This is a genomic window from Bacillus sp. RO1, from assembly GCF_012524115.1.
GTDB lineage: Bacteria > Bacillota > Bacilli > Bacillales > Bacillaceae_I > Sutcliffiella_A.
In genome coordinates this window covers 57,486-71,932 of record NZ_JAAZWB010000090.1, presented here as the reverse complement: position 1 = coordinate 71,932, position 14,447 = coordinate 57,486, and the positions used below count along the sequence as shown (strand labels likewise).

The 14,447-nt window shown below is 40.9% G+C and carries 14 protein-coding genes; 9 read left to right on the top strand and 5 right to left on the bottom strand.

Features of this window, described 5'->3' with window-relative positions:
* Positions 1-302: 302 nt before the first annotated feature.
* On the bottom strand, positions 303-1,031 hold the full coding sequence (locus HC179_RS19970) for a TspO/MBR family protein (protein ID WP_168865949.1): 729 nt from the start codon (positions 1,029-1,031) through the stop codon (positions 303-305).
* Between the two features lie 189 nt (positions 1,032-1,220).
* On the opposite strand from HC179_RS19970, the gene HC179_RS19965 reads away from it, so the two are divergent.
* The 3 genes from HC179_RS19965 to HC179_RS19955 all read left to right on the top strand — a co-directional run bounded on the left by HC179_RS19965 (position 1,221) and on the right by HC179_RS19955 (position 5,063).
* Positions 1,221-2,549: a polysaccharide biosynthesis protein gene (locus tag HC179_RS19965; RefSeq protein ID WP_168865948.1), complete on the top strand. Its 1,329-nt coding sequence runs from the start codon at positions 1,221-1,223 to the stop codon at positions 2,547-2,549.
* A 434-nt stretch (positions 2,550-2,983) separates the two neighbouring features.
* Entirely contained in the window at positions 2,984-3,838 is an 855-nt protein-coding gene (locus tag HC179_RS19960) for a YitT family protein (RefSeq protein ID WP_168865947.1), read from the top strand.
* A gap of 133 nt (positions 3,839-3,971) precedes the next feature.
* Positions 3,972-5,063, top strand: coding sequence for a nitric oxide synthase oxygenase (locus HC179_RS19955; RefSeq protein WP_168865946.1), 1,092 nt, complete (start codon positions 3,972-3,974; stop codon positions 5,061-5,063).
* 321 nt (positions 5,064-5,384) lie between these two features.
* On the opposite strand, the gene mreBH is transcribed toward HC179_RS19955, so the two are convergent.
* Positions 5,385-6,392: a rod-share determining protein MreBH gene (gene mreBH / locus HC179_RS19950; RefSeq protein WP_168865945.1), complete on the bottom strand. Its 1,008-nt coding sequence runs from the start codon at positions 6,390-6,392 to the stop codon at positions 5,385-5,387.
* Between the two features lie 214 nt (positions 6,393-6,606).
* Between mreBH and HC179_RS19945 the strand changes: the two genes are divergently transcribed.
* Positions 6,607-7,179, top strand: a complete 573-nt coding sequence (locus HC179_RS19945) for a hypothetical protein (protein WP_168865944.1) — start codon at positions 6,607-6,609, stop codon at positions 7,177-7,179.
* Between the two features lie 33 nt (positions 7,180-7,212).
* On the opposite strand, the gene HC179_RS19940 is transcribed toward HC179_RS19945, so the two are convergent.
* Positions 7,213-7,884 (bottom strand): class F sortase, encoded by a 672-nt coding sequence (locus tag HC179_RS19940; RefSeq protein WP_168865943.1) that lies wholly within the window; start codon positions 7,882-7,884, stop codon positions 7,213-7,215.
* Entirely contained in the window at positions 7,868-8,668 is an 801-nt protein-coding gene (locus HC179_RS19935; RefSeq protein ID WP_168865942.1) for a DUF4397 domain-containing protein, read from the bottom strand. The genes HC179_RS19940 and HC179_RS19935 overlap by 17 nt, the downstream gene beginning before the upstream one ends.
* Before the next feature lie 331 nt (positions 8,669-8,999).
* Between HC179_RS19935 and HC179_RS19930 the strand changes: the two genes are divergently transcribed.
* Positions 9,000-9,317, top strand: a complete 318-nt coding sequence (locus HC179_RS19930; protein ID WP_168865941.1) for a hypothetical protein — start codon at positions 9,000-9,002, stop codon at positions 9,315-9,317.
* A gap of 183 nt (positions 9,318-9,500) precedes the next feature.
* Entirely contained in the window at positions 9,501-9,950 is a 450-nt protein-coding gene (locus HC179_RS19925; RefSeq protein ID WP_240948599.1) for an NUDIX domain-containing protein, read from the top strand.
* 153 nt (positions 9,951-10,103) lie between these two features.
* Here the strand turns inward: HC179_RS19925 and HC179_RS19920 are convergent, their stop codons facing one another.
* Positions 10,104-11,402: an NCS2 family permease gene (locus HC179_RS19920; protein ID WP_168865940.1), complete on the bottom strand. Its 1,299-nt coding sequence runs from the start codon at positions 11,400-11,402 to the stop codon at positions 10,104-10,106.
* A gap of 115 nt (positions 11,403-11,517) precedes the next feature.
* On the opposite strand from HC179_RS19920, the gene HC179_RS19915 reads away from it, so the two are divergent.
* The 3 genes from HC179_RS19915 (at position 11,518) to HC179_RS19905 (ending at position 14,417) form a co-directional block, all read left to right on the top strand.
* Positions 11,518-11,964, top strand: coding sequence for a DnaJ family domain-containing protein (locus tag HC179_RS19915; protein WP_240948598.1), 447 nt, complete (start codon positions 11,518-11,520; stop codon positions 11,962-11,964).
* Between the two features lie 354 nt (positions 11,965-12,318).
* Positions 12,319-12,996, top strand: coding sequence for a response regulator transcription factor (locus HC179_RS19910; protein WP_168865939.1), 678 nt, complete (start codon positions 12,319-12,321; stop codon positions 12,994-12,996).
* The gene (locus HC179_RS19905) at positions 12,993-14,417 is read left to right on the top strand and encodes a sensor histidine kinase (RefSeq protein ID WP_168865938.1); all 1,425 of its coding nucleotides are present in this window, start codon (positions 12,993-12,995) and stop codon (positions 14,415-14,417) included. Before HC179_RS19910 ends, HC179_RS19905 begins: the two co-directional genes overlap by 4 nt.
* Positions 14,418-14,447: the final 30 nt, after the last annotated feature.

Below are 14,447 nucleotides of genomic sequence, written 5' to 3'. Positions count from 1 at the left end.
ATAGAGAGCGAATGACGCCCTCCACGGTTAAAAAGGAGGAAACATTGTCCTCATAGAGAGCGAATGACGCCCCCGACGGTTAAAAAGGAGGGAACATTGTCCTCATAGAGAGCGAATGACGCCCCCGGCAGTTGAAAAGGAGGAAACATTGTCCTCATAGGAGCCGAATGACGCCCTCCACGGTTAAAAAGGAGGAAACATTGTCCTCATAGAGTACGAATGACGCCCTCCCGGTTAAAAATGTGGAAACATTGTCCGCATTCATACAAATCAATACTGTTCGAAATCATATGAAAATGTAACTACTCTTTCTTACCCACCTTACCCCCAAGCAACGTCATTACCAAGATCACCGCAGACAGGGCATACGCAACATAAGCGACATTGCTATACTCCTCCATATTCTTCACACCGATTCCAATAAATGCCCATACGAACACAAGCGGATAAATCCAATCGCCTTGAGAAATTCGGAACCAGACTGCCAAAAGCGTGGCCACAACAAGCATGATGACCGTCCATGTCACATCTGATAATCCAAATCCATCCCAGCCCTTTTCAACCAAAACATAACTGATATTGGCAATGGTTGCGACACTAATCCAGCCAAGATAAATGGAGAACGTTGCAAAATCCAGCTTGCCGGGGTTAGATGCGCGCATTTTCGTATATAGTGCGATAAGTGTTAGCAATAAGCTAATCATCACAACCACCGTTGTCACCCAGAATCCGTAATGCCACAGTACCACCCATGCACTATTCAATAAGCAGCTTAAGACAAACAGACCACTGGTGTTCACATATATCGGCAGGTCTCTACGTGATTTGGGTACCTGACGAATGACCCATATACCTAGCAAAAGATAAATTAAACCCCAGATGGAAAATACATAGCCTGCTGGTTGAAAAAGAACGGTAATTCGGTTGGCGATATCACCTGTAGTAAGTCCATTAAGCGGAAGGGCATTAGCAAGATAATTTACAACTATGACCAATATAAATGCTGCGATGTTCAACAAAAGTCTCCACATCTGAAACACTCCTTTCTTCTCTCTACTATTACTATTCCTTTTGTCGAACATACATAACCATCCTAATATGCCAGGATAAAGAATAAGTAGAATGACTCACAACTTCCAGCCATATTTTCACAACTTGTCTCATAAAATAGGAAATGGATTTTCATGAGTGAGAGTTGGAGAGAGGGGACAATTTTGGCTATGAATAAATTTCTCAAAGGGACACTCCTTCTGGCAATCGCCGCCTTTCTAGGAGAAAGCATAGAATTTATCGTAAATATGGTATTGGCGAAAAACCTTGGAGAAGAAGGCATGGGGCTTTATATGTCTGTCCTGCCAGTTATTTTTCTGGTAGTGGTCATTTCGAGTTTGGAATTGCCAATCTCAATTTCCAAATTTGTCGCTGCCAAAGAAGAGAAGTATCATCAAAGCATGCTCCATCATGCCATGAGGCTGACCATTGTTTTTACCCTGATGGTGCTGTTTGTTGCAGCTATCATTCTGCCATTTGTTCCGGTTTTTCAGCATTACCATCCACTTGTAAAATGGTTGATTCTGATTTTGATACCGGTCATTTCCTTCTCATCTATCGCAAGAGGATACTTTATGGGTCTACAGCATATGGGGAAAATCGCAATCTCTAACTTTTTAAGAAAGATTGTGCAACTGAGTCTACTTGTTCTTGTATATCACTTCTTTCATTTTACGTTGGAGGTTTCCATTCTGATTGCTCTTTGCACATTGGTGGCGACGGAGCTGATTGTTTGTTTGTATCTTCTTTATATGTACAGGCTCCAGTATATTGAATTAAAAACGAAGGCTGCCGCCCAAATTGATGGAAGGACAGTGAGGAAGAGCTTGCTTGAGGTCTCCATTCCTACAACTGGGATGAGACTTTTCCATGCCGTCACCAATGCGATTCAACCTTTTCTTATTAAGATAGCGCTAGTAAAAGCAGGACTCAGCCATACAATCGCACTGGAGGAGTTTGGGCTTCTTGCAGGGGTGGCGCTGACTATTGGGTTTTTTCCTGGATTTATTGCCCACTCTCTGTTAATAGTCCTTATTCCAACAGTGTCTGAGGCTCATGCGAATCACGATTTCAGGAAGATGCAGAGGCTTTTAAAGCAAGTGATGATTATCACCTTTATTTATGGCATTCCTATTGTGATGGTTTTTTATCATTTTGCTATTCCGCTGACCAATGTCTTTTTTGAAAATTCCCATGCTGCATCTTATGTGCAACTATTATGGCCTTTCTTTCTCTTTCATTTGTTTGTCTCGCCATTACAGGCATATTTGATTGGTTTAGGGTTAATCAAGGATGCTCTTTTACACTCCATCTGGTCAACATGTACTTCATTCATACTTATGTTTCTTCTAGGTTCACTCCCAAGTCTGCAAATGAACGGGGTGATCCTCGGAATGAATACGGGGATGGTGCTTTTAACGTTGATGCATTATTTTACTGTATGCAACAAGATCCATGTCACCTTGTGGTTGAAACGGATAGATTCTCCCTCTGTTTAAGGAGGCCACTGAAAGAATCTCTTATTTAAGATATTGTTTAGACACCGCTGTTAATTTCCGCAAATGGCTTCGCTTTCCTAGGGGTGGTGCTTGAGCCTACTTGATCTGCTGCGGGGTCTCTAGCTACCGCTATCTCCCTTAGGACAAGGAAGGCTCCGCAGCGATACATAGCACGAAGAAAATGAGTAGCATTTTCGAGGAGTCCTCGCCATTTGCTCCAATCAACAGCTAGAATTCACTAATAACATAATATTTTTAAGTTTTTCAGTGGCTTGCGTTTAAGCGAGAAGAAATGTTTAAACAAACGTTTGTTTCACGTGAAAAGAATTAATCCGCTTTCAATTGTGCAACTTCTTTTTTATGTGTTTACATGCTTGGTCATGGTCTTTATAATCCCAACTAGACTGTAAAATACTAGAGGGAGGCTGACCGGTATGAACAAACACTTAAAAACACTTTTATTCTTGCACGTAGGTCCTCTTTTTGTAGCGATACATGTACACTTTTTTCTCTCTCCCAATAGCTTGGCAACAGGGGGAGTAAGTGGACTATCCATTATATTAAACGATGTGTTCCCGATGGTTTCTATCGGTGTGTTAATGTTGATCGTCAATTTGCTTTTATTTGTTGTGGGTTTTTTACTGCTTGGATTCGGGTTTGGAGCAAAAACGATCTATGCCAGTGTGATGCTGTCTGTAATGGTATGGCTCTTAGAGGCTCTTTTTCCTATTAGCGGGCCAATTAGTGAGGACATTTTAATACAATTGATCATAGGTCAATGTATTGCAGCTCTTGGAATGGCGCTTGTATTCAATCAGCGTGCATCCACAGGTGGAACCGATATTATTGCATTGATTTTAAACAAATATTTTTCGGTTGATATGGGTCGCGGCGTTCTGTTGGCAGATATCTTTATAGCTTTATCTTCCATATTGGTTTTCGGACCGGAAGTAGGGATGTATGCCGTATTCGGCGTCATTTTAAATGGCTTGGTTATTGACTATGTGCTTCAGCAGGTCAACGAAATGCGTGAAGTGGTCATCATTAGTAGTGAAAGTGACCAGATTCGCTCGTATATCGTGGGGCAGTTGGGCCGTGGGGCAACCATACACTATGCAAAAGGTGCCTTTACCTCTGATGAAAAAGAAGTAATTACCACCATTTTGAATAAAAAAGACTTCTCTAAATTGAAAAAGTTCATCGGTGCAACGGACGAGCAGGCCTTTATTACCGTCCATAATATGAAAGAAATATTAGGACAGAACTTTAAACAATTAGTGACGAAGTGAGTTTTGGGGACAGGTCCCTCGACCCATTAGCGGGTAAGGGACCTGTCCCTATTTATTACCAGCACCCAAAAGTTCCATTTCCTATGCCAAAAAGCTACAATAGAAGAAGGGAAATTTAGTTGAGGTGGACATATTGTTAGAAAAAAAGGAAGTTCTTACGAAAAAGGCAGAGGAATTCATCCTGCAATGTTATCAGGAATTGGGAAAATCCGAGGACGAAATGAATTCCAGATTGCAGCTGATAAAAGATGAAATAGACCTTTATGGATATTATGAACATACATATGAAGAGTTGTCACATGGTGCAAAAATGGCTTGGCGCAACAGCAATCGTTGCATAGGCAGGCTATTTTGGAATTCGTTACATGTAATAGACCGTCGACACTTAGAAGACGAAACAGATATTGCAGAAGCGTTGATGCATCACATTGAATTTGCAACCAATAATGGAAAAATAAAGCCTGCTATCACTGTTTTTCGCCAGCAAAAAGAAGAAGGGAAGCAGTTGCGTATATGGAATCATCAACTCTTGCGATACGCTGGATATGAGACCGATTACGGAATTATCGGGGACCCTGCATCAATTGATTTTACGAGGAAATGTCAGGAACTAGGATGGGAAGGTGCCAAGACCCACTTTGATATTTTGCCATTGATTGTGCAGGTGGATGGAGCGGAGCCAAAACTATTTACCATACCAGATGACATGGTGCTTGAAGTGCCGATCGTGCACCCTACTATGCCTGGGTTTGATGATTTGGGATTAAAGTGGTATGGAACTCCATTAATATCCGATATGCGATTAGAGATCGGTGGCATTCACTATACTGCTGCCCCATTTAACGGCTGGTATATGGAAACAGAGATCGGTGCGAGAAATTTTGCCGATGTTGATAGATACAATATGCTCCCAAAAGTTGCTTCTCTTATGGAGCTTGATATGAGTACGAATGCGACGATGTGGAAGGATAAGGCGCTGATAGAGCTGAATGTAGCGGTGGTCCACTCCTTTAAGGAAAAGGGCGTCAGCATTGTCGATCATCATACGGCAGCGATGCAATTTAAGCATTTTGAAGAGAGGGAAGCAGAGAGTTGCCGACATGTAACAGGAGAATGGGCATGGTTGATTCCACCAGTGTCTCCTGCTGCGACACATATCTTTCATAAGTCGTATGAGAATAAAATAGTGCTGCCGAATTATTTTTATCAGGATAGATTGTATTGAACGAGGTCTCTACCCATGGATGGGAAGGGGCTTTTTTATTATGAAAATTATTTATAACAGTTAACTTAAAACGCACTAACTTTTCGTTATCGTAATTTATAGCTGTTGATTGGAGCAAAAGGCGTAGACTCCTGAGGGAGATAGCGCTAGGTGGAGACCCCGCAGGCGTAGCCGAGGAGGCTCTCATCAGCCCCTAGGAAAGCGAAGCCATTTGCGGAAATCAACAGCGGCGGTTACCCAAACAACTAAAATACAATAGGTTTATTAACAAACAAAAACCGAGCCCTAAGAAGAGCTCGGTTTTTATCTAATTTTTTTTAATCAAGTAGCAGCCTTTTGCAACTTATGAATAACAGTCAACGATTTTCCTGTACCTATCGCAACAGACTCTAATGGGTTTGGTGCAACATACACAGGCACAACAATTTCATTGCTTAACCATTCCTGCATGCCGTTCAACAGAGCTCCGCCACCAGTGATGATAACCCCTCTGTCCACAATGTCTCCACTTAGTTCAGGAGGGCAATCCTCTAGTGTTGAACGAATTGCTTCAAGGATGTGCAATAAAGATTCTTTGATTGCTTTTTGAATTTCAGTAGAGTGCAGTTCGATTGTTTTTGGTAGACCTGTTACAAGGTCACGACCGCGGATTTCCATTGTGATTTCCTCGTGGTCCACTAGGGCATAACCAATTGTCATTTTGATTTGCTCAGCAGTACGCTCACCAATTAAAAGGTTGTAATTTTTGCGAACGTGGTGCACGATATCATCATCAAATTGGTCTCCACCTACACGGATAGAGTTACAAGATACCACACCGCCATAAGAGATGATGGCAACCTCAGTTGTACCTCCACCGATGTCCACTACCACGTTTGCCACAGGCTCATCAACAGGTAAGTCTGCACCAATGGCAGCCGCTACAGGCTCTTCAATCAAATGTACATGCTTTGCACCACAGTTTTTTACAGCATCTTGAATCGCACGACGCTCAACGGATGTGGAGCCAGATGGTGTACATACAACTACACTAGGCTTACGGATGGAGAAGCCCATCGCTTTGCCCGCTTTTTTCATAATTTGCTTTAACATGCTAGTCGTGATGTCGAAATCTGCGATAACGCCATCCTTTAATGGTCGAACTGCCACAATTCTGCCTGGTGTTTTACCAATCATGTTTTTCGCTTCTGTCCCAACAGCAAGCACGGCTTTTGTTTCTAAATCAATTGCTACAACGGACGGTTCATTGAACACAATCCCTTTACTTTTACTATAAACCAGCGTATTCGCTGTACCTAAGTCGATCCCAATTTCAGTTGTTGAAAACATAATTCATTCACCCAATCTTTTTAGTTAGTTAGTTTAGGTCTCTTATATACTTTCTACGAAGAATGTCGTTTTGTGGGGGTGAGGTGACTAGAATAATATGGTAATATTTTAAGGTGTCATGTAAAGAGTAGATACACTATTAAACTAATAGAAACTCATGGATTTTACTGGGGAGTTATGTTATATTCTAGAAAAAAACGGGGATATACTGCCTATGATTTTTCGTAATGAGCAAAGGGAAATAGAAGAACTAGAAGACGATCGCTTTTGGGATATCAATCCTAGGACGGTTACTTTTTTCTTAATGGCGTTGGCCCTAATTGTGGGGACCATCACTTTTCTAAGCTTTTATGATGGGATGAAGGTAAAGAGTCAGGAAGAAGTAGCGAATTATGTAAATGAAATGAATCAACTTTTGATAAAAAGTAAACATTATTCCGAATCTGTGGAACATGCTCTGAAGAATGGGGACGTTTCTCCTTTTTCCAAAGAAGAGGAACAGGAATTTCGTACCCTTATGATTACTGCAAGTAAATTGTCTTTTCCACTAAATTGGGAAGAGCATCACGAAGCAGCAGCGGGGTTAATAACTGCCAGGTATATGTTTTTTTATCAATATCAGCAGAATGTTAGGCTGAGGGAAGAAGACATCGAGAAAAAGTTGTCTGAACTTGAAAAGCTTGAAGCAGTAGAAAAAGAAGTGCTCCTTTCTTCATTTGATGCTTCAGGTATTACCTATCGTGAATCTGAAGAAGGAAAGATCACCTTCTCTATAAAAACCTATTAAAAAACCTGAAGTTCTCTCTTATATAGAGAAGCTTCAGGTTTCTTTTAATTCCGTATAGACAACCAGCCGTTCTTGATGGTTGTTTGTTTTACGATCATATAGACCTGTACAAGTAATCAAGTTTAGTTGTTGCTTGTTTGTTGGTCCAAAAATGGTCCGAATCGGTGCTTGATTGTAAGGATAGGCTTCCTTTCCTGTGACAACAAAGGTCAAGGTTTGGTTACCATCTTCCACAATAATTTCGTCCCCAATCTCCAAATCTTTCAAATAGAAAAAAATGGCGGGGCCAGTGTAGTCGTCAACATGTGCAGCCAAGACTGCATTTCCTTTTGCACCAGGTTTTGTTCCAGGTTCAAACCAAGCGACAGTTTCCCCGTCTTCAGGAACAGCCATTGCACCAGATTCATCGAGTCCGTATGGTTCCACATTTGCATCAACATTGATGGCAGGAATGGTGAGCCTAGTGGGAATGATGCCTTTGGGAGGAGCTGCACTTTCCGTTTTGCTTTGCCCTGTTTGATTTTCTTCGACTGGTTTAATAGTATTCTCATCTACCTGTGAAGCTATTTCTTCCGCCGGAGCTTTGACAGACTCCGGCGGAAGATTTGTGTCAGCTTCATTTTGTGCAATAGGTGTGCATGCTGTGGAGAAGACCAGAAGGCTTCCCACCAGACCAATTAATTTTCTATTATTTTTGTGCCGCAAAGCGACGCACTCCAACAACCGCTGCCCCAACCACTAGAAGACCGGCAATCAAAGCCCAAGAGTTCATTCCATTAGATTGGGAAGCGCCACCCATACCTGTTTGAGGCATTTCGCTTGGCATCATCGTGTTATCTTCTAGTAATAGTACTTCAATGCTGTCTACTGTGTTGATTGCATACACAGAGTAAACTTTATTTTCCTCAAGCATTGTACCAGACAAGTCTAATACTTGCTCTCCACCATCAGCAGTACGAACCTCTAAATCATACGTTCCAGCATCTAGTGTCATGTAATCTGTTACTGCTTTAAATTCAGCACCAGAGAATACGTCATCTCCACCGATTAATCCAACATTTACTGCAGGTGCATCAGGTGAGAAGTGACCTACACGAATTTTTGATTGGCCTTCCGCTACCATGTTGTCATCAGTTGTAACGGATAATTCAAGGTTTTCCACTGTGTTGATTGCTGCAACAGTATAAGACATTCCTGCTTCAACTGTTAAATCAGTAGCGATAACCGGATCTGCTTCGCCCATTGTTCCAGCTGCATAGATTTCCACTTTGTGCGTTCCTGCTGGCAGGTTCATATAATCAGTAGCTGCTTTGAATTCTGCATTTTCCACTGTTGCTTCGCCATTTACATAAACATCAACTGCCGGGGCATCAGGTGAAGCGTGAATGATACGAACCATTGCTTGGTCATCTGCATTTGCAAAGCTTCCTAATACCGAAAATGCCAAAATACTTGCGATACCTGCAATCAATAAACGTAACTTCTTCAATCAAATCTCTCCCTTTTGTATAATTTATGTACAGGTGATGTTCATCTCCTGTATAACAAATATATACCACAATACTTTGAATTAAAACTAATAATATGCTCTTGAATGTGCTCTAGTAAAAAATGATTTTGTTTTATGCGTTAAGACTGCGGGTATTACATCACTATAAATACAAGGAGGCGATAGAATGAGTAAATTATTTAAAAGAGTATTTGTTGCGGTGTTGCCGATATTGGTGAAAGAAGGATTCCGTTATTATAAAGAAAGAAAAAGCTCGTCCACCAGCACAAAAAGTGCGTAATGATATGGTGTTTGAAAGGAGGGAATTCCGTTGGACAAGTTTATGTACTATGTAACAATGGAGACGGGTCAAATTCACCGGGAACCATTTGACGATCAGGTTAAATATTATGAAGTCCTTGCAACACAGGAAGAAATTCATGAGATTGAGAGACTTTTTGAGGAACTGCATAGGACAGAATATAGTCCAGATGCATTTAAAAGCCCGTTAAATGAAAAAAGCACCCAGGAACATCGAGACAAGCAACAATTAATCCTTGATAAAATTATCGTAGCCATATATGAACTGGGTACGGACGTGACAAAAGAAGAGATTCGAACGATGAATGGAATGAACCAGCGTGTTTAATAGGACGCTGGTTTTTTTATGGGGGTAGAGAGTGAGATTGGTAGCATCTAACCACAAATAAGAACAATATGGAATAATTTATTTGGAATAAAGACCTATTTTTGGCTATGCCTCGGGCTTTCCGTTGAAAGTGGCGTGCGACCGCGTTAGACTAGGTAAAAAAGTAGTGTTAGGAGTATTCCTATGATGAATAAACAAAAACAGATTAGCATGTATCCTGCAGTAGCAGTGATCATCTTTGATGAACAAAAAAGAATCTTATTACAAAAGCGAGCAGATGTGGGTCTATGGACCATTCCAGCAGGGCATGTTGAGCCAGGGGAGACAGTAGAGGAAGCGGCTGTGCGCGAGGTGTATCAAGATACAGGACTGGTGGTCGATCCGTACCGCCTGATTGGAGTGTACTCTGACCCAGAATCACAAACCTTCGAATATCCGGATGGGCGCTTAGTTCAGTTTGTCACATCCTATTTCGAAGCGGAAATTACGGGAGGGACTACAACTAAGAAGGACCCTGCATTGATTGAGCTTGAATTCTTTGCTCCAAACAAATTGCCGCATGACCTCTTGCCAATGCATCCAAGATGGCTCGTCGATGCGTTTTCAGACCGACGTGAGGCGTTTGTCCGGTGAAGGATGAATTTGAAAAAAGGGAAATTTGGTGTAACCATTTAGTATTCGACGCTAATTTAAAAAATCCTTGAGGGGTCTGACCCCCTCAAGGATTTTTTTTTCATATCTTTCTACTCATATATATCAATTAATCTAAAATCAATCTTCGAACCATCAATGTACATTTGTCAGGAACGTCAGGAAGAAGAGTGCCGCAATCACGTAGAGTGGGGCGGAGACTTCTTTTGCTTTGCCTAACACCAGCTTCATGAGCGGGTAGGCAATGAATCCGAATGCAATTCCGTCTGCGATAGAGTAAGAGAATGGTATCATTACAATTACTAGGAACGCAGGGAACCCTTCAGAAAGGTCTTGGAAGTCGATCTGTTTCACTGATTGAAGCATCAGTACACCGATGATCATCAAGATTGGCGCGATCGCACTGCCAGGAATTATTTTAATGAAGGGAATCGCAAAAATGGAAAGCAAAAATAAGCTTCCTGTCGTTATAGCTGTTACACCGGTTCTTCCGCCAGCGGCAATACCTGCTGCCGTTTCCACTGTTGAAACGGTAGGGCTGGTACCGAAAAATCCACTAGTTAAAATGGAGATTCCGTTAGCTTGGAAAGAACGTTTGAACTTTTCAGGGCGGTTAATCATTCCCAGGTGTCCGTTAATAAGCCCGATGTTCTCAAACAGAAGAACCATCGTTAAAGAGAAGACAGCCACTAAAAACGTGAACTCTCCAATCTTTGCAAATGAAACGGCACCAAATAAGGAAAGATAGCTATCCAACGGTAAAGCACTTCCTCCACCAATATCAGAGAAGTTTACCACTCCCAAAGCAGCAGCGATAATTGTACCAGCAACGATACTAATCAAAAAGTTCGCTGGGACATTTCGCATAAATAACGTAACGGCTAAAATAACAGTAAGAATTGTGGCAACCACATAAGGATTAGAAACATCCCCTAATGATAATAGAGAATTTTCACCCTTTACTATAAGACCGCCTTTTTCTAAACCAATCAGGGTTAAAAATAATCCCAACCCAACCGTAATCGCATGCTTTAAAGAGCTTGGAATCGCCTCGAGCAGCACTTGTGCAAGTTTTGTAAACGAAATAATCGTTACTATCACACCAGAAACCACTACAACGCCCAATGCTTCTTGCCAGGTTAATCCCATAGAGTGAACCAACGTATAGGTAAACATCGCGTTAATTCCCATGCCAGGAACAAGGATGATTGGCGCATTTGCCCAAAATCCCATCAGCCAACATCCCACTACACAAGTGAGGATAGTGGCGATGATTCCGGCTTCCATCGGAATACCTGCTTCTGCAAGAATCGTTGCATTAACAGCAATAATGTACACAATGGTAAAGAAAGAGATCATTCCGGCCATCATTTCACGCTTTAAAGTCGTCTCATGACCAGCCAAATCAAATGAATTCTTCATCCATTGAAGCATAAAAAAACACCTTATTCAGTTTCCCTCTCCCACCCGGCCGCACAGGACCCACAAACATGTATTATAACGCGCAAACAGCCTTCCGACAATAGAAAATTTTGCAGGTGTTATTAGAATGTTCAGAAAAAATACACATTCTTTTATAAATAAATGGGGTAAACTGGTAGTAACAAAAAGGAAAAGGGTGAGCGCGGTGGACTTTTTTCGACTAACAGATGAAAAAATCAGAAAGGCATATGAAGATGGAGAATTTGAAAACCTGCCAGGATACGGAAAACGTTTGGAACTTGAGGACTTATCCAATGTACCTCCAGAAATGAGAATGGCATATAAAATGATGAAGAATTCCGGAATGATGGAAGAACAACAAGTTAGGACTGAAATTGAATATCTAGAAGACCTTATTGATGGTGCGCATAATGAAGCGGAGGAAGCTCGTTTGAATCAGAGGTTGACTGAAAAACAGCTTCGGCTTCAGCAACTTATCCAAAAGAAGAAAAAAGATGCCAATTCAGCTGTTTTTAAGGATTATCAGAACCAAATCATGAAAAGGTTCGACTGATTTAAGGAACTTGAACAGATTCCCTAGTTTGGTATAAGGGAATCTGTCTTTTTTTATTGAACAGAAAGGTTTATCCATTGTAAAAAAGTTTTATCCATGCAAAAGAAGGATATATCCATTGTAATAAAAATTTATCCATTATAAAAAATCTTTATCCATGTTAAAGAGGGCTGTATCCATCCAAGCAACTTAGCCTATTTTTACATAAACGTTACAACAGCGTTACACTTTCAATTCTCATCAAATTCTCATCCCACCAACACCATTATTTAGGTAGTATTAAAGAGAGACTTAAAATTAGGCGATTCGTCTAAAATAAATCATAGAACCCACACTTAAAGTGGAGGTGCAACCATGTGCAAAGTACTTATAATAGAAGACGAAAAAAATCTTGCTCGCTTTATTGAGTTGGAGTTACAATATGAAGGTTTTGAAGTTGCCACATCCTATGATGGGAGAGAGGGGCTTGATCTCGCATTAAAAGAAGAGTGGGATATCATCTTGCTAGATCTGATGCTACCCGGACTTAGTGGGATGGAGGTTTGTCGGAGAATACGTGCAGCCAAAGAAACTCCTATTATTATGTTGACTGCAAGAGATAGTGTGATGGACAAGGTATCGGGACTTGATAGTGGTGCAGATGACTATATGTCAAAACCATTTGCTATTGAGGAGCTACTTGCTAGAATTCGTGCACTTTTCCGCCGTATGGATGGAAAGAAGGAAGAGGCACACAATATCCTGTCATTTAGAGAGCTGAAAGTAGACCTAGATGCAAGGACTGTCACAAGGGCAGAAGATCAAATTGAACTGACAAAAAGGGAATTCGACCTTCTTGTGGTGTTCATAACTAATATTAACAGGGTGCTGACAAGGGAACTATTGTTAGATAAAGTTTGGGAGCTAGGTTCCTACGCTGAAACAAATGTTGTGGATGTTTATGTCCGTTATTTGCGTAATAAGATTGATAAACCAAACGAAGAGAGCTATATCCAAACAGTGCGAGGGACAGGTTATGTGATGAGAAAATGATAAAATTGCAAAGATATATAAAGCAACTGCCAATCAGGTGGAAAATTACTATTTGGTCATCATTAGTATTATTTGTCCTTTTTGTAGCCTATAACTCTGTACAATATTATGTAATGAGAACGTGGATGATTGAACAAGAGGAACGTAATATCCAGGAAAAGATGAAAGAAATACAAGCATATTTCTCCGAACAACCATTTTTTATTGGAAGGTCTGAGATAGTTAATAGCAGCGGTTTTATCGAGAAAGTAAATGAAACGAATGAACTCATCCGTGTCATCGACAGAGAGGGGACTCTACTGGTTGCAGTTGCAACTAATCTCCCTCGGGAATTACTTATCACTCCAGTAGAAAGTAAAAACCTTGAGCATGTGAAGGTCAATGGAAAACATTATCTCATTCATCGAAAACCTGTGATTACCAATGGATTTATAGGGTACATAGAAATAATAAGAGACTTAAAGAATTATGAGCGGCTTCGAGGATTGATTTTCCTTGTCACCTGGTCTGCTGGTGCAGGAGCCATCCTTTTGAGCGGAGTGGGCGGTATGCTTATTGCCAAACAGCTCCTTGCCCCGATCCAAGCGCTCACGGATACAATGAAACGAATTAAAATGCGCGGCTTTAAAGAACGGGTGCCGCAAGATAAAAACCAAAAGGATGAAATAGCAGATCTGTCCAATGTTTTCAATGAAATGATGGATGATGTAGAAATTTCTTTCCAAAAACAAAAACAATTTGTGGAGGATGCCTCCCATGAATTACGCACTCCAATATCCATCTTAGAGGGACATCTGAAACTGCTCAATCGCTGGGGGAAGAATGATCCTGAGGTGTTGGAAGAGTCACTAAAGGCTTCACAACAGGAAGTGGAACGGCTCAAAATGCTTGTCTATGAGTTGCTGGAACTCACCAGATTGGAATCAGACAGATTGGAATTAGCGGAGGACTTCATTCAGCCTGTCCATGTCGTTGAAGATGTTGTAAAAAAATTCACCTTGCTCTATCCTTCTCTCTCATTTAAGTATGAGAATAATTTAAATAGTGATATGAAAGTAGCCATAGCAGAAAGGCATTTGGAGCAGGTTCTCATCATTTTACTAGATAACGCAGTAAAATATTCTAAAGGTTCAACAACTGTCGAGATTGCTACAGATCAAATAGAAGACCAATTTACATTATCCATAAAAGATTATGGTATTGGAATTCCAAAAGATGATCTAGAAAAAGTTTTTGATCGTTTTTATAGAGTTGATAAAGCACGGAGCAGAGAAAAAGGTGGTCAAGGACTTGGACTCTCCATCGCAAAAAGAATGGTGACTAATTACAGAGGTACCATTAAAGCGGAAAGTATAGAAGGAGAATGGACAAGGATTATTGTTAAACTAAATGGTGTACTTGAAGAAAGACAACAAGAGTAGCACAACTGAAAATTTCTCATCATATTCTCA

Coding starts and splice junctions, on each gene's coding strand:
- HC179_RS19915 (WP_240948598.1), top strand. CDS start 11,518: ATGTTCAGAAAAAATACACATTCTTTTATAAATAAATGGGGTAAACTG.
- HC179_RS19965 (WP_168865948.1), top strand. CDS start 1,221: ATGAATAAATTTCTCAAAGGGACACTCCTTCTGGCAATCGCCGCCTTT.
- HC179_RS19920 (WP_168865940.1), bottom strand. CDS start 11,402: ATGCTTCAATGGATGAAGAATTCATTTGATTTGGCTGGTCATGAGACG.
- HC179_RS19970 (WP_168865949.1), bottom strand. CDS start 1,031: ATGTGGAGACTTTTGTTGAACATCGCAGCATTTATATTGGTCATAGTT.
- HC179_RS19945 (WP_168865944.1), top strand. CDS start 6,607: ATGATTTTTCGTAATGAGCAAAGGGAAATAGAAGAACTAGAAGACGAT.
- HC179_RS19925 (WP_240948599.1), top strand. CDS start 9,501: ATGATGAATAAACAAAAACAGATTAGCATGTATCCTGCAGTAGCAGTG.
- HC179_RS19960 (WP_168865947.1), top strand. CDS start 2,984: ATGAACAAACACTTAAAAACACTTTTATTCTTGCACGTAGGTCCTCTT.
- HC179_RS19905 (WP_168865938.1), top strand. CDS start 12,993: ATGATAAAATTGCAAAGATATATAAAGCAACTGCCAATCAGGTGGAAA.
- HC179_RS19910 (WP_168865939.1), top strand. CDS start 12,319: ATGTGCAAAGTACTTATAATAGAAGACGAAAAAAATCTTGCTCGCTTT.
- mreBH (WP_168865945.1), bottom strand. CDS start 6,392: ATGTTTTCAACAACTGAAATTGGGATCGACTTAGGTACAGCGAATACG.